Source organism: Lysinibacillus sp. FSL M8-0216 (assembly GCF_038595555.1).
In the GTDB taxonomy this organism is placed as follows: Bacteria; Bacillota; Bacilli; order Bacillales_A; family Planococcaceae; genus Lysinibacillus; species Lysinibacillus fusiformis.
Genome location: NZ_CP152007.1, coordinates 204383 through 226917, shown reverse-complemented (window position 1 = coordinate 226917; position 22535 = coordinate 204383). Strand labels below are relative to the sequence as shown.

At 36.8% G+C, this 22535-nt stretch carries 15 protein-coding genes; 7 read left to right on the top strand and 8 right to left on the bottom strand.

Annotation, left to right across the window (positions count from 1 at the left end):
* Positions 1–163: 163 nt before the first annotated feature.
* Both MKX57_RS01085 and MKX57_RS01080 read right to left on the bottom strand, forming a co-directional pair.
* The gene (locus tag MKX57_RS01085; protein WP_089986920.1) at positions 164–1108 is read right to left on the bottom strand and encodes an ABC transporter substrate-binding protein; all 945 of its coding nucleotides are present in this window, start codon (positions 1106–1108) and stop codon (positions 164–166) included.
* Positions 1109–1208: 100 nt separating this feature from the next.
* Positions 1209–2774 (bottom strand): AraC family transcriptional regulator, encoded by a 1566-nt coding sequence (locus tag MKX57_RS01080; RefSeq protein WP_089986919.1) that lies wholly within the window; start codon positions 2772–2774, stop codon positions 1209–1211.
* A gap of 99 nt (positions 2775–2873) precedes the next feature.
* Here MKX57_RS01080 and MKX57_RS01075 point away from each other — a divergent pair, with 99 nt between their 5' ends.
* A complete protein-coding gene (locus MKX57_RS01075) occupies positions 2874–3830 on the top strand; it encodes an ABC transporter substrate-binding protein (RefSeq protein ID WP_089986918.1) in 957 nt (318 codons plus the stop codon).
* A 36-nt stretch (positions 3831–3866) separates the two neighbouring features.
* Here MKX57_RS01075 and MKX57_RS01070 read toward each other — a convergent pair whose 3' ends face one another.
* Positions 3867–4841 (bottom strand): AraC family transcriptional regulator, encoded by a 975-nt coding sequence (locus tag MKX57_RS01070; protein WP_342550678.1) that lies wholly within the window; start codon positions 4839–4841, stop codon positions 3867–3869.
* Between the two features lie 90 nt (positions 4842–4931).
* Positions 4932–6098 carry an MFS transporter gene (locus tag MKX57_RS01065; RefSeq protein ID WP_328038441.1) on the bottom strand — a complete coding sequence of 389 codons (1167 nt, stop codon included), beginning with the start codon at positions 6096–6098 and terminating at the stop codon, positions 4932–4934.
* Positions 6099–6324: 226 nt separating this feature from the next.
* On the opposite strand from MKX57_RS01065, the gene MKX57_RS01060 reads away from it, so the two are divergent.
* The 5 genes from MKX57_RS01060 to MKX57_RS01040 all read left to right on the top strand — a co-directional run bounded on the left by MKX57_RS01060 (position 6325) and on the right by MKX57_RS01040 (position 12062).
* Positions 6325–7281: an ABC transporter substrate-binding protein gene (locus MKX57_RS01060; RefSeq protein ID WP_170844171.1), complete on the top strand. Its 957-nt coding sequence runs from the start codon at positions 6325–6327 to the stop codon at positions 7279–7281.
* Positions 7282–7378: 97 nt separating this feature from the next.
* On the top strand, positions 7379–9007 hold the full coding sequence (locus MKX57_RS01055; protein ID WP_089986915.1) for an ABC transporter substrate-binding protein: 1629 nt from the start codon (positions 7379–7381) through the stop codon (positions 9005–9007).
* 26 nt (positions 9008–9033) lie between these two features.
* Positions 9034–10227: an AraC family transcriptional regulator gene (locus MKX57_RS01050; RefSeq protein WP_342550677.1), complete on the top strand. Its 1194-nt coding sequence runs from the start codon at positions 9034–9036 to the stop codon at positions 10225–10227.
* A 45-nt stretch (positions 10228–10272) separates the two neighbouring features.
* Positions 10273–11265 carry an ABC transporter substrate-binding protein gene (locus tag MKX57_RS01045; protein WP_096363400.1) on the top strand — a complete coding sequence of 331 codons (993 nt, stop codon included), beginning with the start codon at positions 10273–10275 and terminating at the stop codon, positions 11263–11265.
* Positions 11262–12062: an alpha/beta hydrolase-fold protein gene (locus MKX57_RS01040; RefSeq protein ID WP_342550676.1), complete on the top strand. Its 801-nt coding sequence runs from the start codon at positions 11262–11264 to the stop codon at positions 12060–12062. Before MKX57_RS01045 ends, MKX57_RS01040 begins: the two co-directional genes overlap by 4 nt.
* A 50-nt stretch (positions 12063–12112) precedes the next feature.
* Here the strand turns inward: MKX57_RS01040 and MKX57_RS01035 are convergent, their stop codons facing one another.
* Both MKX57_RS01035 and MKX57_RS01030 read right to left on the bottom strand, forming a co-directional pair.
* The gene (locus tag MKX57_RS01035; protein WP_171365889.1) at positions 12113–16465 is read right to left on the bottom strand and encodes an S-layer homology domain-containing protein; all 4353 of its coding nucleotides are present in this window, start codon (positions 16463–16465) and stop codon (positions 12113–12115) included.
* 447 nt (positions 16466–16912) lie between these two features.
* Positions 16913–18481 (bottom strand): sensor domain-containing diguanylate cyclase, encoded by a 1569-nt coding sequence (locus tag MKX57_RS01030; RefSeq protein WP_089986910.1) that lies wholly within the window; start codon positions 18479–18481, stop codon positions 16913–16915.
* A 499-nt stretch (positions 18482–18980) separates the two neighbouring features.
* Here MKX57_RS01030 and MKX57_RS01025 point away from each other — a divergent pair, with 499 nt between their 5' ends.
* Positions 18981–20165, top strand: coding sequence for a CaiB/BaiF CoA-transferase family protein (locus MKX57_RS01025; protein ID WP_089986909.1), 1185 nt, complete (start codon positions 18981–18983; stop codon positions 20163–20165).
* 45 nt (positions 20166–20210) lie between these two features.
* Here the strand turns inward: MKX57_RS01025 and MKX57_RS01020 are convergent, their stop codons facing one another.
* Positions 20211–21686, bottom strand: coding sequence for a hypothetical protein (locus MKX57_RS01020; protein WP_090003023.1), 1476 nt, complete (start codon positions 21684–21686; stop codon positions 20211–20213).
* Positions 21687–21881: 195 nt separating this feature from the next.
* Positions 21882–22436 carry an HPP family protein gene (locus MKX57_RS01015; RefSeq protein ID WP_089986907.1) on the bottom strand — a complete coding sequence of 185 codons (555 nt, stop codon included), beginning with the start codon at positions 22434–22436 and terminating at the stop codon, positions 21882–21884.
* Between the last annotated feature and the right edge of the window lie 99 nt (positions 22437–22535).

Sequence of the window (22535 nt, the reverse complement as noted above, 5' to 3'; positions counted from 1 at the left end):
AGTCAAATAATAGAATGGCCCCCTTGTAAATATTATAAATGATAAACATTCTCAATAATATCTAAAAATGTAATAATAAAAAGAAGCATCTTCACTAGGAAAGATGCTTCTATAAGTTTCTTAATTGAGACGGTTAAACTAAATAATCAATCACCATTTTCTACTATTTTTTATTCGTTAGCCAATTTGTTAATTCCTCAACTTGCGCCAAGACTGCTGTTGGGTCATAATACCATGAACGTTCCTCAGGCCAAACATAAAGATTATCATTTTTTACAGCTGGCAGGCTGCCCCATATTGGATCTTTCTTAAAATCTTCAACAGTTCTATCATTTGAAGTTAAAATAATGTAGTCTCCTGCATAATCTGCTAGTATCTCTTCGGAAATCTCAGCCCACTGCTTTTCCATAATTTCTTCTGCTACATTTGCAGGTGGCTTTCGACCAAATGACTGATAAACTGGCTGTCCTCCACGTCCAAAGTTGTCACCATAAACATAAATAGATTTGCCTGCATCTTCAATAATGGAAAAACTCGCTTCCTCTGGAATAATCGCATCTACCTGTGCTTTTGCATCGGCAATTTTTTGATCATATTGGGAGAGCCAATCCTTTGCTTCTTGCTCTTTTCCAAGTAACTCACCGAAATATGTAAGCTCCTCATGTGCATTTTTCAATTCCCCGTATGGGATAACTACAGTTGGAGCAATTTTACTTAAAGCATCATAGTTTTCTCCATTACCAGTAATAATCAAATCCGGTTTGAGTCCTAAAATCCTCTCAGTCGACGGTTTCCCATATACACCGATATCTTCTACACCTTTCAATGCTTCCTTTAAATAATAGTTTTTAAGAGCTAGCCCAGGGGCTCCCACTGGTTTGACGTCCAATACAAGTAAACTCGCAATATATTCCTCTGCTACAATACGTTGTGGATTAGTCGGAATAACAATCTCACCATTTGTCGTCTGAATCGTTTTTGTCTCTGCTTCTTTAGTATCTTGTTCTGTAGCTGGACTAGCGGTCTTTTCCTTTTCTCCACAAGCCGTTAACAGTAGAAGTAATAGAAGAAACAGTGGCGTTAAGAATTTTCTATTTTGTTTAAGCATTTTTTCCCTCCATACACATTAATTGATAATCATTCTCAATAATTGTAGAAGAATGACAAATATCTGTCTATGCATGAAAGTGATGTATTGCCCTGTAATTTTATGATGTCAGTACTTCCATCAGTTTTTGCAATTGAGCTGCTGTAGATAAAGGGTCATATCCATAAAATAATTCATACTGATTAATAAAATACACCTGCTTCTTTTGCACAGCAGCAAGTGACTGCCATTTTTCTGAATGTAATACAGTTAATAGACACTCTTTTCCGAAATCTTTTGTAGGAAGAGCCGTTACAAATATATAATCAGCTGGAAAATGAACGATTTCTTCAATATCTACTGTTAAATACCCTGTTTTTTCTATATTATGTGTGACAATCTCATCTGGTCTACTAAACCCTAAATCTTCGTATAATATATGACTCCCCCTTCCATGACTGCTATTTAGACAATAAGCTGCTTGACTACCTATTTCCCAAACAATAGCAGTACCCCTTGCCCCAAGCTGTCGATCAAGAAGTTGATTGCATTGAGCTACCTGGTCATCATATTGCTGAAGCCAATGATTATACACTTCTCGTCTATCTACTAAATTGGCAATAAGCTCAAATTGCTCTCGCCAACTTAACTGTCTACATGGCAGCTCGAATATAGGGGCTAAAGACAGTAAAGATTGTTTTTCTTTGCCACCACTGTAGTTAATAATGACATCTGGACATGCTACGGCTATCTCTTTATAATTTGAAGTAATATCATACTCATAGCCCTTCAATTTCTGTGAGGAAGGAACAGACTTGATATTCTCTAAAAATGGGGAGTACACCCCTAACACTGGCGTAATACCTAATGCCAGTAAGCAGGCAGTATGATTGGCATTGAGTACAATGAGACGCTTCGATTTTTGATAATAAACTGTAGGCGATACACCGACAATTTCTTTAAATTTCCGGCTTAAATAGGTCCCCTCTCTGTAGCCTACTACTTGGGCTAAATCATCTAATTTTGGCATCCCTAATAATAGTTTTTTCTGAGATTCCCTTATTCTTAATAATGTTAAATATTCGCTATACGTATATCCAGTGTGCTTATGAAACGTACGAGAAAAATGTTCGGGACTTACCTGTGCTTTTTCAGCCATTTGCTCTCTTGTTAAGTCTTCATTGAAATGTAGATTCATATAATTAAGTACCCTATCAATCCACAAATCTTCTTGTTGTTTGTGAGTACGTAAATGGTGGTACAGTTCTTCTAACATTTCACCAAATAGTTTTTGTAAACGAAACGGATTACTTTCAACTGTAATTTTCGCTTCTCTTTCTATCTCCTTGACTAAATCCATGAGACGATATGAGCAATGTTCCATTAAAGTGGTGTCTTGTAATAAACTAACCAATTTGGGGCCATAGGCACGATATTGAATGACAACCCCTATACTTCCGCTTGCTTTAAGTAGATGGAAATCGTCCACATCATCCACAAACATAACAGAATTTGAGCTAAGCTGAAGCTTCCTACCTTGTAGCGTACACAAGGCATTACCCTCATAAAGTACAATGATAAAAGGGTATGCCGACTGATCTTTTTTGGCACAAAATAGTTCTTCTAATTTCATAATTTGAATAGGTTGATAAAAAACATGGGACAGTAACTGATTATCATTATACATTCTAGTTCTATCTCCTAAGCTCTTAATTGATATTGATTATCATTTTCATTATAATGGAATAGAATAATAGAAATCAATTGAATTGGGAGGCTTTTAGCTTTGACAAATTTTTTTAAAAAGAATTCCTTATTCACAGGTATTCTCCTTTTTTCGATGCTCTTAGCTGCATGTGGAAATCAATCATCTCCCTCAGCAGATAAGGCTAAAGTTAATCATTCAAATCGCGTGTTAACAGATTCTTTAGGTCATGAAGTAACGGTCTCCGAAAGTCCTCAACGTATCATTGCTCCCTATCTAGAAGATCACCTCGTGGCTTTAGGCATTAAGCCAGTAGCACAATGGTCAGTAAAAGGTGGGACATCTATTCAAGACTACCTTCAGGAATCATTAAAGGACATTCCAACAATTGAGTTTGATCTTCCCTTTGAAGCTGTTACAAGCTTTAATCCAGATTTAATTGTAATTGGTTCATCTGAAATCGCAGAAGGTGAAAAATACGAGCAATATAGGAAAATTGCGCCTACATATGTAATGGGAACAGAAGATAACAATTGGCGTAACAAGCTTCTGAAAGTGGGAGAAATTTTCGATCAAACAGATAAAGCAAAGGAAGTTCTTACAGATTATGATCAATTTGCTAAAGAGGCAAAAGAGGATATTCACAACAAGGTGGGGAATCCTTCAGCCACTGTCATCTGGAATATTAACAATACAATTTATATGGTAAGTGATACAGCCTCGAGTGGTATTGTTCTTTATGAGGATCTTGGGCTGAAAACACCTAGCCTAGTGAAAGAAGTATCCGCCTCTGCTGCTGGTGATTGGTCACAAGTATCTTTAGAAAAATTCGTACAAATAGATGCTGACTATCTCTTTGTTATTAACAGTGATCGTGCAGGCAGCTCTACATTACTAAATGATCCTCTCCTAGCAAATATACCTGCCATTAAAAATGGCCATGTTTATGAGTTTGACCAAAGCTCAAGCTGGTTATATTCTGGGGCCATTGCTAATCGCCAAATCATTGAAAATGTGTTAAATAGTATCGCTAAGTAAAAATACCCCTTCAGCTACCTTACATGCTGAAGGGTTTTATTGTGTTCGATATTTTAAAAAGTCTCGAGGGCTCACCCCATATTTCTCCTTAAACACCTCAGCAAAATGACTTGGATTAGAATAGCCCACTGCATTAGCTACTTCCATAACATTCATGGTTCCGTTTTGTAATAATAAACTTGCCTGCTCCAAACGCTTCTCACGTAAATAGCCAAACACTGTTGTACCATACATCTCTTTAAAGCCTTTTTTCAGCTTAAAATCATTTAAACCAATTAAACGAGACAGCTCCATTAAAGAAGGTGGATTCATCATATTCTCAACCATGATAGCTTGTGCTTGAAAAAGTTTGTTTCTATCGTCACGTGAGAATTCCACCGGGTTTATGGATTGAGGGAAAAAGGACTGAAATGTACTTGTTAAAAGCTGTAAAGCTATGCTTTCTAATTGCAAATTAGTTATCTGATTAGCTGCTATCGCTTCTAGAAGCTGTTTCACCATAAGCAAGTCTGGTGGGTTTATTTTCTCTTGAAACAAGCGATAAGGAGACCCACGAAGAATCCTTGAAAATCTGCTGGAAGCACCATCATAATCATTGATTTTTTTCATGTAATGGTTAAACGTTGTTACAGGTATACCAATACTGACCATCTGATAAGACTCATCTTTATTAAATAAAAAATTTGCCTCTATAGATTCCATCAATTGCAGTGTGCATGTCCCTGCCTTTACCCTATATTCACAATTAGAAATGTGAACTCTTCGTGTTCCCTGCAAGCAGTAGCTTATTTCTACCATTGGCTTCGTTGTTAAAATATTCATTTGATAGTCTTGATGAAATGAATAATCTGATATAACTACTTCTAAATCTGTACGGGGCAAGAAACGATGAATTGCCCCTTCCTTCATTGTTGATTGGAATTCCATATAATGTATGGACGTTTCCTGTGGCTTTAGTACATTTAATGCCTGAAAAAATTGAGTGAAATTTTGATGAAAGTCCACATTCATAGAGTTCACCATCTCCTTAGCACTTCAATTGAGAATTATTATCATTAATTATCTAAAGTATAACCTAAGTCCAATCTTTAAGCTATGACATTATACCTCTTCATTCTGTTTTTCAACCAATGTACATACGAGTACTATACATAAAAAGAAAATAATCGCTCCAAAGCCATATGCAACTGAAAATCCACCAAAATACTCAATCAACCAGCCAGCTAAGCCTGGTCCTATCATTTGACCCACTGCATAAAAAATAGAAATAAAACCAATAGCCGATGCAACATTCTGAGGAGACACTTCTTGACTGGCTTTCATTTGTATTAACACCAGCACACCACCAAGTGATGATCCCCAAATTATAGAGGATACTATAAACCCTCTAATGTTAACTAACATAATAGGCAATAAATCTCCAACGACCGATAATAGTAATGCTGTTATTAATGCCTTTTTAACACCCATTTTATCTGCTAGCATTCCCCAGAACGGTGCACCTCCAATCGAAACAATCCCTGCAATGGCATACACAATACCTGCCGTTGCACTGGACATACCAAGATTCATCATATAGCTTGTTTGATATATATTTGGTATGAGATAGACAAGACCTACTGCAAAATAAATTCCTGCTATTATATACAGTCCTTTACTGCGCCATACCGCAATGTGTTCCTGTGTAATATCCTTTTTAGAAGTATGCGGTTGCTTTATGGTCCAAAAAGCCAGCAACATTACAATCACCGTCAAAAACGCGAATATTAGCCAAGTTCCACGCCAACCTAATACAGGAAAATGCTGTAGCATAAATGGTACGAGTAAACCGGATAATAGCATCCCAATACCAGCGCCGCTCATTAACAGCCCCATCACTATCCCTCGTTTCTTGGGATATAAACTAACAGCTATCGATAATAATGGTGTATACACAAGTGCACTTCCTGCTCCGACAAAAAACAGTGAAATAGCAGCCCACCCAAAATTAGTGACGAACACTAGACTCGTTAACCCTAAAACGACACAGCCCCCTCCTACTAATAGAACTTTTTTTGCACCAATACGCATTGTAAGTATTCCTGACATACCTACAGTAAATAAATAACCTAAAAATAATATCGTACCTAGAGAACCAGATTGAGAGGTTGTGAAGCTCATTTCTTCCTGCATAAAAGGCAAAATAATACCATATGACATACGAGCAAATCCTGTAGTCGTGACGATTAATAACATACCTGTTATGACGAACACCCAAAATTTTTTCATCCTTAAACCCCTTTCATTGTTGAATCATAGTGTAATAAAAGGTTAACTTTCTACCGATTAAAGGATGATAATACGGTCAAACGGATTTTAATTTCTGTCGTAAAACATCATCAATGCGATTTTTGGATAAACCTCAATGACCTATATTTAGTTTGTCCATTGTTCTAAGATAAGGTTTAATTTATGCTAACTTATGATAATGATTATCAATTACGGAGGAAAAGATATGAAAAAATTAAACCGACATATGCTCTTTTGTAGCCTCTTACTACTGGTTGGAGTCCTATTGGCTGCTTGTGGTTCTAACAATGAAGAGACTAATCGAAAAGAGACAGCAACGGCAGAACCGACAACACGTATTTATAAGGATTATTTAGGTCATGAGGTAGAAATCCCTGTGAATCCTGAGAGAGTAGTTTATCATGGCGAAGGATACGGGGATGTGCTTGCATTAAATATCAAAACAGTTGGTGCAGGATTCTCATGGATTACTGATTATGCTTGGGAAGATCGTGTAAAAGATGTAGAGGACGTTGGTTTTCCGATTAATGTAGAGCAAACATTATCATTAAAGCCAGACCTTATTATTATTGGTACATCTGATGAAAAGACATATTCCCAGCTTTCTAAAATCGCTCCAACTATAGTGTTTGATACGTTCGCCCCATTGAACCAACGTTTAACGGAACTGGGCGATATACTTAATAAAAAAGAAGAAGCAGCTCAATGGATAGAGGATTATACTGATAAGGCGGATAAAATGTGGGAGTCGCTTGTGGCTGTTGGGACTGTTAAACCAGATGAAACTGCATCTGTATTAACATACTACCCAGGAGATCGATTATTTGTAATGGCACGTGCAGGGCTTTCTCAAGTTTTATACGATTCAAATGTTCTTAAGCCTGGTGATAAGATTCAAAAAATACTTGATGATGGAACAGGCTTTGCTGAAATCTCTACAGAGCTTCTTCCTGAATATGCTGGCGATCGAATTTTCATCCTAACGCCAGTAACTGATGAAGCGAAACAATCGACAAAAGAAATGATGGACAGCCCTATTTGGAAAAGCTTACCTGCAGTTAAAAATGGGCATGTATACACGATTGATATTCAGAAAAGTGATAGCGATGCCTCAACTAGAGAATGGTTATTAACAGAATTACCTACTATGTTAAAAAAATAGATTTAAAGAGACATTTCATCTTTGTTGAAATGTCTCTTTACTTTTTATACAATAAAGTTAATTGATAATCATTTTCATTTAGCAAGGACGTGAATAAATGGAAGACAATCATTCTTTTAGTCATAATTTATTATTTCATTTAGTAGATATTGACTGTATTTCACAGAGCTACCCTTTTATTTGCCCATCACACCATACGATGATACTTTTTACTGATGGCTGTGGGACATTAACGATAGATGACAATCCCTATTTGGTGACCAAAGGAAAGATTTTTCTTATACAACCTCATTCCATGATCGATTTATCGGCTCTAACAAATGAATTCTGTTTCTATAAAATAACCTTTACAGCTTTCCAGCTACAACAGGAGCTACCTTCTCCTTATCTAGGGCCTATTTTTTCTGCTGAAGTGGAGCATACCGTTTATCCGAATACACGGTTTATCCGTCTTACAGAAGATCTATATCAATTAAAGACCAAATCGGATTATTTTAAACAGCAAGGCGTTTTATATGAACTATTACATTTATTATTTGAACATCAGCTTCATAGAAATGTCCAATTAACTATGACGAAGGCAGTCGAGGAAACGATCAACTATATACATAAATATTATCAACAGCCTTTAACAGTTAAGATGCTAGCTGAACTTGCTCATATCGCCCAATGGCAATATAGTACAATCTTTCAAACTTTAACAGGGAAGAAGCCGCTAGATTATATTACAGAATTACGTCTTACAAACGCAAAGGAATTATTACTACAAACTAATGAGCCATTAAAGGATATTGCACAACAAGTTGGATTTGATGATGAATATTATTTTAATCGCCGCTTCCGACAGGTGATCGGTATTCCGCCAAAACAGTTTGCACGACAATATAGGCGACGAACAGTGGTAAAAGATTGGACTGGACATGAAGTCATGATCCCATCCGCCCCCCACCGGATTATTTATCACGGAGAAACGTTTGGGGATATGCTGATCTTTGATGTTCAGCCAATAGGCGGTGACAAGAAGTCTATTAGTAAATCCTTTTATAAAAACCATGTTCCTTCTATTCAAGATGTGGCCTTTCCCATTAATCTTGAAAAATCTTCGAAGCTAAATCCAGATTTAATTATCTTTACAAATAATGATGAGCAGCAATATCAAGCACTATCATCAATTGCTCCAACTATTACCTTAAATTCTTGGGATTCGTTAGAGGAACGCATCCTTCTATTAGGACAATGGCTTAGCCAACAACAACGAGCAGAAGATTGGCTAGCCCGCTATAAAGTCCAAGAAAAATCAATGTGGCAAAAGCTCCAATCAGTCATAGACCCGGGCGAAACAGCAACGGTCTTGACCTTTGATCATGGTAAACGCCTTTATGTCATGGGCTGTACAGGTCTATCCCCTGCTCTTTTTCATCCAGATGGATTTCAGCCTCACCAGCAAGTTAAAAAATTGCTTCAATCAGGCAATGGATATAAAGAAATACCGATAGATCACTTACCAAAGTATGTTGGTGATCGAATTTTCCTGCTCTTATCGGATAAACCCGACTCGCAAATGGCCACGATGGAATTAATGAATAGCGATATTTGGAAGGATCTCAAGGCTGTACAGAAAAACCACGTATATTTAGTAGATGCAACAAAGTGGAATTATAGCGATGCCTTTACGAGAGAAAAGTTACTTGGCGCATTACCGAGATTATTAATTACTACAAAGTAATATAAATTCAAGGGGTGACATTTTACATGAAAACAGAAAGTATGACAGATAGAATGACGACGCAAATATCATTAAAGGATATACGTGATTATATTGCTAAAAACCATCATCAGCCTCTCACGATTGAGCATCTCGCAATCATTTCTGGTCTAAGCTCTAGCTACTTTGGAGAGGCCTTTAAAAGGGCATTTGGGCTAAGTGCCACAGATTATTTAACAGAGCTGCGTATTGGACATGCCAAACAATTATTGCGTGATACCGACCTATTACTGCGTGATATTGCTAGAGAAGTTGGCTACAGTGACGAATTTTATTTTAGCCGTAAATTTAAAAAGGAGGTGGGGGTTTCACCTTCTGCTTTCAGTAAATTAGCGCGCCAGCGTATTTCTACCTTCTCTGTGTCTACTATCGGAAATTTATTAGCTCTTGGCATCATTCCCGTTGCGGCTCCACTGAATGCTAAATGGAGTCCTTATTATTATTATCATTATCATTATCAGGACAAAATCCAAGTGCATGTGAATATATTTGATGCAGAATCAGAGGATAATTTTAGAAAATTAGCCTCAGCCAAGCCTGATATTCATATTTTTCAAGAAGAGCCCTCTCTTTCCATGCTTGATTGGCTTCAAACAATTGGCATTAAAAGTGTTTATATAGAAGCTAAGGATTGGCGAACACAACTAAGAGAAATAGCCGTTGCTGTCAAAAGGCAAAGCGTGTGTGAGTATTTCATACAGTCCTACGAACAAAAGGTATTAGAGGCTAAGCAAGAAATTAAACAAGTGACCAAGGAAGATAGTTTTGCCGTTCTACGATTATGTGGCGATCAATTATTTTTATATTGCAATAAAGGGATTCAGGATGTCCTATTTACAGATTTGCAGCTCTACCCTATTGATGGGCAACAACAAACATGTAACGAGCTAATTACGCTTGATCAGTTAGTAGACATAAACCCAGATCGTTTACTATTTATCGTTTGTCCAGATTCTCAGACTCGAAATTATTGGCTTACTTTACAATACCTTGATCGTTGGAAAGAGCTCCAGGCTGTAAAAAATGGACATGTCTATGTTTTGCCATCAAATCCTTGGTTTGAATACTCTGCTATTGCGATAAATCGAATGCTAGATGAAATGTTGCTCATGTTTACCGGAAAAAATCCAAACTCTTTTCCTGTCCCCGTCCATGGTATCGTATCCGATAGTGAATTATAATTCCATTTGAGAATGATTATCAACGGAAGGAGACATTGAACTACAATGAAACACAATGGTCGTAATCAAGCGATTATAAAAGCTGTCTATATTCTGGCCACTTTAATGCTAGCTATTGGATTACTTTCTGCCTGCAATGCCCAATCAAGCAATAACGAAAAAAAGGTAGAAACACAGGTAAACTCAAACAATATTAAGGAGCAAAGAGCTTATCCATTAACCATAAAGGATGAGGCTGGCAATGAAGTAACATTACCAGCTAAGCCCACTAAAATATTCGCACCTGTTTTGGAGGATTCCTTACTAGCTCTTGGTATTAAGCCTACTATGCAATGGTCGAATGGCGTTAAACCGCAGCTCTATTTACAGGATCAGCTACAAGGTGTACCTGAAATTAGCTTTGCAAGCGGCCCCCCATCTCCTGAAACGATTATGGCAGATAAGCCAGACTTAATTGTTTTGCATAATTCGTTTTATATTGAAAATGGCACATATGAAAAATACGCAAAAATTGCACCAACCTATGTGTTCAAAAATGCAGCAACTGATATAGAAGGTTCAATTAAAGTGTTAGGGCAATTACTAGACGAGCCCGCTAAAGCACAGCAAGCTATACAGAATTATCAAGAAAAGGTGGATGTAGCAAAATCAAAGCTGGCTTCCAAAACGGAAGGCAAAAAAGTAGCGTTAATTCGCTTTAACGCCAAAGGGATGTTTTTCATGACAGATGAATATTTCAGTGGGTATGTATTAACACACGAATTAGGGTTCGAGCAAAGTAGCTACGTGAAAAATGGTGCGTTTGAAGTATCTTTGGAAATTCTACCTGAGCTAGATGCCGATTATATTTTCCTGATCAATGATGGCAATCTTGGAAATCCATTTATCAATGAACTGAAGGACAGTACTATCTGGCAAAGTACAGATGCCTTCAAAAGTAATCAGGTATTTGAAACATCTGAGGATTATTGGCTAAATGGTGGTATCCATGCACAAGGGAAAGTGATAGACGATGTATTGGAGTTTTTAGCGCCATGACAACAATGACAAAAAAACCATATGTATCAGAAACTTATTTTGAATATACCATGACATCCCACAACCAGTTAGACTATCGACTATTAATTGCAAACCCGACAGATGCACCACCAGCAGATGGTTATGCGGTTATTTATGTACTAGATGGAGTTGCTCTTTTCCCAACGCTTGCAGAGGCGGTAAAATTACAAACGCGCAAACCAAAAGGCTATGAGCCCATTCTTGTTATTGGTATTGGCTATCCCTCTAAGGAACCCTTTGATATGGAACGACGCTGCAATGATTTTACCCTGCCTGTTAGTGACGGAAAGCTGCCAGCACGTCCAGATGGAACTCCTTGGCCACCAAACGGCAAAGCCAATGAGTTTCTAGACTTTATTGAACATGAACTAATGCCTGCTGTCGAAAAAGAATGGCCCATCAACAAAAAGAAACAAGCGGTTGTTGGTCATTCCTTAGGAGGTCTTTTCACACTATATGCTTTATGTGCAAGACCTCATTTATTCAGTCATATTGTAGCTGGCAGTCCCTCTGTTTGGTGGGCTGACAATGCGGTACTAAAAGTAATAGACCAATTTTCTGAAGATTGGAACGGTCAGCATGCTATTAATCTCTTACTCACAATCGGTGCTAACGAGTTGCCTGATATGTTAGAGGGAGCTGATTTAGCGGCTGAACGACTGAAGAGTTTAAGTGACCAAAACATTTATACTAATTATGTGAAGTTTGATGAGGAGGACCATGTGAGCGTCCTACCTTGTATGCTTGGTCGACTTCCACGATTTTTAGATACTTAACTAATAAAAAAGCCAAGTAGTTTTTACAAATCTACTTGGCTTTTTGATAATTATTGAATGGAAGGATCTTTATAACCAACCTTCGCATAGAACTTGTGGAAATTACCATATTTATCTTCTAATACAATTGTCACCCAGTCACCATTGAAGAATTTAGCTGGATGTGTAAGTTCTTTTGTAACACGAGCTACATTTGTCGCAACTGTTCCTGTTCCCTTTGATAAAGAACTGTTTGAACCATGTAAGACTGCTTGAATCACTTGTGCAGGAGTTCTACCTGTAATAACTGAAGCATCTGTTCCAGTAGTATCAGATAAATAATAATACTTCAGTAATTCACCATTTTCATAGAATTGCGAATCAGAGCCAAGTAAATCAAATGTTGCCTGTACTTTTCTATCGTCGCCTGGTGAAGTCAAATAGGTTAGTTTTATTTCCATAAACTTCGCATCCAATGTTCTGTATAAATATTGGCCAGTATTGACAAACTTATGGCCTTCATAGCCTGGAATCATGAAGTCTCGAGTTTCCTCTTTCATTGTAACTTTTATCGTTTGATTTGCATCACTTAATGTTTTTGGTTTAATAATGAGCTTACTCTCTTTAGTGGTATCTGTCCCAACAGTATAAGTAACTGACTCGTATTTAGCTGTCACATCTACCTCATTACCATTGATATCCTTTGAGGTAATTGTCAAAATATCTGCTAAATCAACACCTGGATTTTCAAGTTTGGACTTACCATTTTCATCACGCATTATTGTTTCATTAAACGTGATTGTAAATGTATCATCGCTATTACGATAGATAAGTCCTGGGTATTGTTTATTGTCCATTGGAGAAACCATTCCAATGCTTGGTGGTGTACCATCCGAATAGAAGTTATGCTTCATCAAGCCATCAGATGTTCGATCATGGTCATTATATGAATCATTCGCCTTATAGATTGTGAAATTGCCAGGAGTGTCCTCTACACCTACATAAACGACATATTCTGTATGTGGTTTAAGGGATACACCTCTCGCATCCAATGTCCCTGAAAGACCTTTCCCAATTTTTTCAACCGATGGGCTAGCTTTAAGTTTTGATTCTAAATATTTTTCATCTGCGGGTGCAGTTAGATTGGCATCCGGATTATCAATTAGATTGCCATCCTTATCTTTAATTCTTCTTTCAACAAACCAGTAATGAACTTTTGCTGTTTCATTTGTTTCGAAGCTAATAGTAGCCTTTGTATCATCTTTTTCTTTTGCTTTAATCTCTATATTACGTAGTAAAGGAGCTTTAGTATCTTCAAATACTGTCTTAGGACCCGCGATTTTAGAAAGTTCTCCACCACGATCTCTTAGCACCATATAAATAGTATAACTATTAAACGGATCAAGTTTATTTTGTTCAATAGAGACAGGGAATTTTTGTGTAGCTGTTTCCAAATCTGCAGTACCTGAACCTCGTTGGATATAAATATCCTTTCCACCAATCTGGAAATAACCAGATTTACTAGAATCATTCCCAAATTCATTAATAAAGTCACGTTCTGTAATTTTATGATCTGTTAAATATTGTTGGAAAGTCTTCGTTTCACCATTATCTACTACTGTACTTGGTAGTATCATATAATAATATGTCCCGGCCTTATTCGGTTTAAATTCGATTTCAGCTCGTCGGAAACCATCAGATTCATCTGTTTTATTAATTGTATTTACAATTGTTACTACTGGCATTACAGTATCTTCATGTCTATACTCAGCATAATTACGAATAGGGTCACCTGGCTTCACCGTATTCGTGTTTTCAAATGCATTATCTGCTAAGTCTTTGACACCTGGTAAAACCGTTACACGTAATGTATCACCATTAACAAAACCTGTATCAGATGGAATTGTTAATAATACTTTTTTATCCCCTGCTTTATACTCAACAGCTGAAGGTTTAATTCCTTTTTCTCCAGTTACATTTACAATAACTGTACCCGTTAATAAGTAATTATTAATATCGTTAGCACTTGCAGGATCTAATGCCTCACTCACAGTCAATTCAAACTGATTATTGCTCTTTCTAACTAATTTACCTTGTTCAACATATGGATTAATATTATCAAGCTCACCAGTTTTAAAATCCTTTACAACAGCAGGATCTACAGAGTAGTTTCCTGAATCGTCCTTCATTACGACATAGAGCTGATAATCTGTCTCCGGATCAAGTCCTGTTAAGATTCCAGTTATGCCAAGTTCACCAGCTTTTGCTTTCCCTTGACCTGTTGGGTTAGCGACGATGTCTGCCGTTGTCGGGTCAGCTGCTGTTGTTTTCTTACGAACATAGTAGTAATAATCTCCAGGTTCACTTGCTGCAAATTTGAATTCAGCTCTTGTGCCTCCGTGTAAAGGTGTAACTTGTAAAGATTTCACTACTGGCGGTGATGCATCTTTCATCTGGAATGATTGTGACACAATATCAGATGCATTTTTCGAGCCGTCTACCACCATGATGTAGATGACATATTCTTTTTTCTCACCTAGATTGGATACTTTAACGGAGTTTGTACCTTTTACAGCGGCACCACTTCCATAAGCTACGTTTTCATTTGAAAGGTGATTAACCATTTCACGTTTATTTGGTACTTCGGCACCTTTTTCACGGACAATATAATAGTACGTACCGACTTCATCGGATGTGAAGTCCGCCTGAATCTCACTGCCATTTAGCACTTTGACATTTGTAATGCTAACGATAGGTTTTGTTTTATCATCAGGGTTTTGATTCTCGTTTTCATCTTTATCAATTGGTTTGCCATCTGGATCAGTAATACTGCCTATATTATCTTTATCATCAAGGAAATCGTCGAAGATATTATTCGGTGAACCATCCTTAGGTAAGATGACCTTATCGATATACGTGTAATCTCCAATATCGATTTTACCGTATAAATTATCCACAAATAATGTGCCAATTCGACCGTAGATATATAATTCAAGATCTGTGCGGCTATTGTAGTTGATCCAATCAATATTTCCTGAACCATAAATTGTTAGCGGTGTTTCTGTAGTAAGATTTAACGTACCAATATAGCCTTCAATTTCAAATTCGCGCACACTTCCTATAATGTCTACACGTGGTAATTTCATATTGGATTCGATTTTTGTACCTGTTTGAGATACTACTAGTCTCGAAACAGTACTGTTATAAAATTCAAGATGCTTTTCAACATTTTTCATTTCCTGTTTTTCGTTAGACCAGTTGACAAAAGGCTTATCTTTTTCAGGTTTTTGATTCGTCCAATTCTGAAGATCGTTTGTTGAATTGTTAATAGATGAATCCTCACCCTTAGTATTATCAGGATCTGACCAGTTGATAAATGATATATTGTTACTTGCCACACGTCCAATTGATAAAGGCTGATTATAAGTAGTAGCCCCTAAATGTAATGGTGGACGAACTGTTTCATTGACAAACATAGTACCAGTCATCTTCAGATTATTAAATTCAATATAATTACCATTAACTTCGATAGTAGCACCTAATGAACCATGATCCCCATCGAAATCAAGGAAATCCTTGCTTGTACCACTAGCATTTATAGTTAATTTAGAAATGGATAGAATCTTCTTACTAGAAAGAGTCCCTTCAATATAAGCACCCTTTAAAACTGGAGCATTATAGTCGTTAAAAATATGTGAAAGGTTTTCTGCTTTATAAGCCTTTCCATTTATATAAACGGCATCATCATCGACACTTGTAATTTTGTAAGATGTTTCATTATTTTTCTTTTCTTGTGAACGGACAACAAAAGAAGCAAATTGTCCACGATTTACAGGATCAAACGGTGAAAATGTTACAGGTGTCGTTCCTTCCGTAATGTTCAAATCGATTAGTGTTTGAATATAGATTGCATTGCTTGATTTGCTATCTACATCTTTAAAAATGTTGTTGTAACTAGGAGAAACCTCCAGATGGAATGCTAACACTAATATTTTAGCTAATTCGCCGCGAGTCATTACTTCATTGGGCATAAATGTGCCATTTGAATAACCAGACATAATGCCTGCATTTTGCAGTGCCGCTACAGATTTATAAAAATCGCTCCCCTTCGGAACATCTTTATAATAAGGGTCTTGGACATTTCTAGTATCCAATTTTAATGCCGTAGCCAGCATTTTTGCTACTTGTCCACGAGTTACATTGACATCTGGACGGAAGGTATTATCGGCAAACCCGTTAATTACGCCCTGAGAATACAATTTTAATATATCGTTATAATGAACCGAGTATTGATCTATGTCTGTAAAGGGAGAAGTAGCCGCTGCCGCCTTTTGTGGTGAAGGTACTACAACAGCAATCCCACTTGAAGCAAATACTGTTGCTATCAAGGCTTTATTTACTTTTTGGATTTTAGATTTATCCATTCCACTCTTCCTTTCACTTATGTATTTTGATACGTACAAATATCATTTTCATCATACCCTTTATATCGACCAAGAGCAGGCGAATCTTCATAGATAAATGTAAAATAGTCCAGTAAATTTATTGATAAATATAGCACTACGAGACTACTCGTACAGCCAAAAACTTCTATCGCATTTTACAACAACAAAAAAAGCCAAGGAGCATCGGTGCTCACTTGACTTTCACGATTTATAGGCATACATCTAGTCGTACTTGTGATGTCATAAGGGAAAGGGGGATAACCTTACGTCTTGTCAAGTCGATCGAGAGATGTGACCCGAATTACATATCATTTGAACATAGTTAATGGTCATTTAGCGAATGACTTACAAATAGCTTGCCCAAATGATGTTTCCATTAATCAATTACCCCAAAAATCAAAAATATAAGCTTATTTTAATTAATTTTTACTTTATTTTTTGTACGGCAATCTTAACTTGATTTCGTCCAGCTTGTTTCGCCTCATATAAGGCTCCATCAGCCGCTTCAATTAACGCCTCTGTTGTAGCAGCCATTTCTGGATATAGGGCTATCCCTGCTGATAATGTTACGGGTCTACCACATGGACTTTCCGTTTCAGCCAATTTTCCCCTCAATTGTTCCGCCACTTGCTCCGCCTCTTTGGCAGTTGTATTCGGCAGAAGCATCACAAATTCCTCGCCACCATAACGACAGCATACATCCCCTTCTCGCCCTACAGATTGCATATGTTTGGCTAAAAACTGCAGGACTTTATCACCAACAGCATGACCAAATGTGTCGTTCACGCTTTTAAAGTGATCTAAATCTAGCAAAATAATGGCATGAGGCACCTTATTTTCTAACCACTCCGCCAGCATAGCATCCATCGTTCGTCGATTGGTAACACCCGTCAATGGATCTACGGTTGATTGATCCTTGAAAAATGTAACCTGTCCATGTAAAAACGATAGACTTCGAATTAAGACATTCTTCAACGAATGGGCTTCAAAGTACCAGTCACTGACTGACTTTAAGCCTTCTACATTTTTCTTATCTAGACTTTCTTCTGTTAACGTCGCTAATTGTTGTAAAGGATTAGCAATGCGAGTCGCTGCCCAAAGCACAATAACAATTGAAACAATCATAAGCGGTACAGATTTAATAATAACTTCTTGTACTCTATCGAATGAAGGTGCCAGTGCTACTTCTAAAGGCTTTTGGGCGACAACTCCCCAACCTGTGGAAGGCACTGTACTAAAACCGGCAAGCATTTTCACTCCTTTTGTGTTGTCAACGATTTGAATCCCACTCTTACCGGACATCACAGCCTGAACGACTTTATTTTTTGTGACAACATCATTGATACGGCTTGGGTCCTGATGATAGATCACACGTCCATCTGAATCTACAACATATACGTAGGAGCCATCCTTACTATAATGTTCTCCTAATAACGTTTTAAAGGCGTTTGGTTCTTTTAGATAAATTGTTCCCGCTACCATCCCTAAGTACTCGTTAGATGCCGAAAAGATAGGTTGGGATATAAAAATAATGAGGCGTCCTGTCATCGCCTCGTAAGGCTTAGAAACTAGTGGTATTTTTTTGGCTAATGCCTCTTGTGCGCCAAGAGAAGTTAAAACCTCACCTTTAATTTCAATGGAGGGTGGTGATACAGATAAAACAAGCCCCTTTGCATTTGTTATGATTACTGAATTGAACATTTCATTTTGTAATCTTAGACGGTCTGTTTCTCTATTTAAAATTTGCTCATCATCCAAATTTTCACTCACTTGATTGGCGCTATAACTTAAAATTTGAAAGGCTTCATGAAGATAGGCGTCTGCTGTTGAAGCCAATTTCTGTGCATACACTCGATTTGTTTCAAGTGTATTTTCCTTTATGGAGTCAACATTCATTCTGTATCCGCCCCAAACACTTCCTATGCTTGTAAAGAAGAATGCAGCCATAGCTACTCCCATAATTAAATGCTTTAATTTTAACTGATGTGATTTCATTACTTCCCACCTATATATGTTAGTATGTTTATAATTTTTAACAATTAGTGCCTATTATAAGCAACAGCACTTCAATAGAAAAGGAATCTTCTGAAGAGACTCCTTCCGTTAAACGCTAGAACATATCTCTAGGATTGTATCAATAAAGAGGGTTGAATAATATGGCTATCCAGTAAACTTTCTCTTTCCAATAAGCTCTTTATTTCTCACTGAATTTTCTAATATTTGACAACAGTTGTCAGAAAGTTGATGCAGAATCTAAATTCTAAATTTTTTTACTTTTATTGTTATTCTGACATATAAAAGTAGCATTATTTATTCTATAATAAAATTAACATAGGCAAGGAAAGATTCATTCTGTTATAATACTGATTAAAATTAAATATTCTGTATTATTACAGTTTTGCACAACGCTTTTCGCACAATGGGGATTATGAGAAAAGCGCTACTCAACCATCCTTGATGGTCGTGTAGCCTACACAAAAAGGGGTTGAAAGATTTGGGTATTTTAGAGGGGTTAAAAATTCTCGATTTTTCTGCATTACTACCAGGGCCAATGGCAACAATGATTTTTGCTGATTTAGGAGCCGATGTCATACATGTTGAATCTTCCAAACGCGTCGATTTAACAAGAATTATGCCTCCTTACGATGATGATCATGAAGCATATATCCATCAACATTTAAATCGTTCTAAAAAATCGATCACGTTAAATTTGAAATCACCAGAAGCTATTGAAATTGTAAAATCTCTTGTACAAGAATATGACGTAATAATTGAAGGTTTCCGACCTGGGGTTATGCAAAGGCTCGGGATTGGCTACGAAGCTCTTAAAGAAATAAATCCACGGGTAATTTATTGTGCGATTACAGGCTATGGACAAACGGGACCATATAGCAATCGACCTGGGCATGATAATAACTACCTTTCATTAGCCGGTGTCCTTGATTATTCTCGCCATAAAGATAAAAAGCCTGTCTCCATGGGAATTCAGCTAGCTGATATTGCAGGTGGAACGATGCATGCTGCGATTGGGGTACTAGCCGCTGCCCTTCATCGTGAGAAAACAGGTGATGGTCAATTCATTGATATTAGTATGACGGATGCTGTATTTTCACTAAATGCTATGTATGGCTCAGCCTTTATTGGAGGTGGACGTGTACCACAGCCAGAACAGGAAATTTTAAACGGTGGTAGTTACTATGATTTTTATAAAACAAAGGATGGCCGCTTCTTCTCTGTCGGTAGTTTAGAGCCTCAATTTCGAAAATTACTTTGTGAAGCACTCGATATTCCTGAATTGATTGATAATACGTTCAATGATTCCTACTACACACAAATTCGTTTTAAAGAAGCTGTTCACGATGCTTTTTTATCGAAAACGTATGAGGAATGGCTAAGAGTATTTAATGAAGATTTTGAAGGTTGTGTGGAGCCTGTTCTCACATTCCCAGAAGCCTGTGAGCATCCACAGCTAAAAGCAAGAGAAATGATTGTTGCGATTCCTAAAGGGGATGGCACATTACAACAACAAATTGCTTCTCCTTTTAAATTTGATGGCTCTGCACCAGAATACAAGCATGTTGGTGCTAAGCTAGGTGAGCATAATGAGGAAATACTAAGTTCATTAGGCTACGATACTGAACAAATCAAGGCTTTAAAAGATAAAGGCGTTTTGGAATAAAAAAAGTGTCTAATACTGTCGATGAAGGACGTATTAGACACTTTTTTATACATAGGCACTAATAAATACTCGAAGATTTTCAAAATGATCATCAATTAATAAATATTTTTTATAGATTTCCATTAATTTCTCAAAAAGCTCGAATTGCTCCGTTACAAATAACACCCGTAAAATATTTAACATATGCAAGGAAGCACTCTGTGCCACGATATAGTAAGGGACATCCGGTTGACGATAATTTTGTCGCCACTCTTCTACTGACAAACCAATATGCTGTAGTGAGTTGTTCACCTGTAGAGCAATATCCTGTTGAACGTATGCCTCAATAGCAATTAGCTGTTCACTGCTATAGTTTTTTTGTACTAAAGAAGTATTTATTTTTTTGTTAGACGCTAATACATGTTCCTTTAAAAGCAGTAAGCCATCTTCATAACGTGTCGCTTTTACATAATGATCAAGTAAAATAGCATATAAGTTTTCTAAATAATTTAGTTGATAATTTTTTATAATTGCAGGTGGTGTAGGTTTCCGATTTGGCAAAAGATCTTTATATTCCAATAAAATTTCGATAGCATAATTATTTAAGCGCTCATCCTCTAATAAATATTCACCATAATGTATAACTTTTTCACTTTGCAGTTCTCTATTTGCTATATGAAATAAAATATAGGCAATTAACACTTTTTCCTTCTCTGTTAGAGCGTACATGGAGTATCGCCATTCCGCTTCAAACGAAGTTATAAAGTCTTTGACGCGATGATAGTCACCCTCCGATAAGCAATAATGTGTAACAATTTGGTAAAGTCGTAGCTGTTTCTTTGCCAAACAGCTAGATTTATTTTTATCCACATGAGTTATACACTTATCCAGTATCAGTTTATAGTTATTCACAAAGTTATCCACATGTTCACAGCTCATTTTCATAGAATGCTCGAAATGTCCCATTATTTCATAAAGAAATGTGAATTGTTCTAATGGTCTGTGGATAAAAAGTGAATAAACTTTTTTTGTGAACAGCCAATGCCAAAAAGATGTATGTTCCTTATACATCATATGCACTAAATACTCATCCTGAAATTTATATAACATAATTGTCTGTAGCTCATTCACTGGCATTTCCATCTGCATTCTTTTCCCAAAAACCAGCCAAATTAATCGTTCTAGGTCTATTGTATGTTGGGCAAAGAGCTGCTCAAAGAAAGTTTCTTTTCCTTTTTGCGTATAAAAAAAGGCATTGAGCCGATCATTCACAAATTTTGCATCTAAACCATATTTGTCAAAATACATTTGCATTTCTGTTGATGCACGGCCCCAATATTTACGTGCTGTGGAAAAGGCAATATTCATAGCCATTTCTTCGTTTACTAAAAATCGTTTGGGTAAGAGCGAAGTACCAAGTATTTTTGGATCTTCTTGCAGATCTACCTCTGCCTCTAGCCATGTTGCAAGTAAATTTTCAGCACCCTCTACATTACCTTGTTTATATGTCATGAATAATTGCTCATCACAGTCCAACAGCATACAATTGGAGCCTCCCATCAAGTTCGACCAACAAAGATCTACCCCTATCTTTAAAATTCATGTTTTTAACACTCTTTCTTCAATATAACAAATCTTACCTAACATATGCTAAAAAAATAGTGGTATGCCTATCAAAAATGCATGCGAATAAAAAAATCCATCTATGAAGTGAATACTTCGCAGATGGCATCTTGATCACCAAAATTGTGGATATTTTCGTGTTTCTCTTAAATTATTTATTAACAGACCAAAGAAAACAATAATGACTGCCCCTATTAATACAGGCATAATTAAGTAACTCCAGCTATAGCCTCCTAAAATAATAATGATAGGATTGGCGCCCGCAGGTGGATGAATAATGCCTAACAAGGCCATGAAAAATATAGTTAACCCAACACCAAGGCTGATGGACAACATACTCGAACCTAATGTTGAATACAATACTAGACCAATACATGCAGAAACCAAATGACCACCGATAATATTTCGAGGCTGAGACAATGGCGCATTCCAAACGACAAATACAAGAACGCAGCTCCCGCCAAGAGATGCCATTAACCAAGGTGCATTTGTATAATTTGTTAACAAAAGCAACACAAAAATACAGATTAGACCACCTATCGCTCCAGTAAAGGCATCAGCAAAATTTGTCCGAGAGGGCGCATGTCCGCCTCCCTTCATCTTTAAAATAAAGGGCTTTATGATATTCTTTTTTTCAATTTTATTTCCTACTCGCACTAATTCTGACATTCAGCACCGACTTTGCTATTTCTCTATTTTTTATACTTATATATTAATGGATATTAAACTTTTATCATTATATCAATCCATCATAACATTTCAATTCTA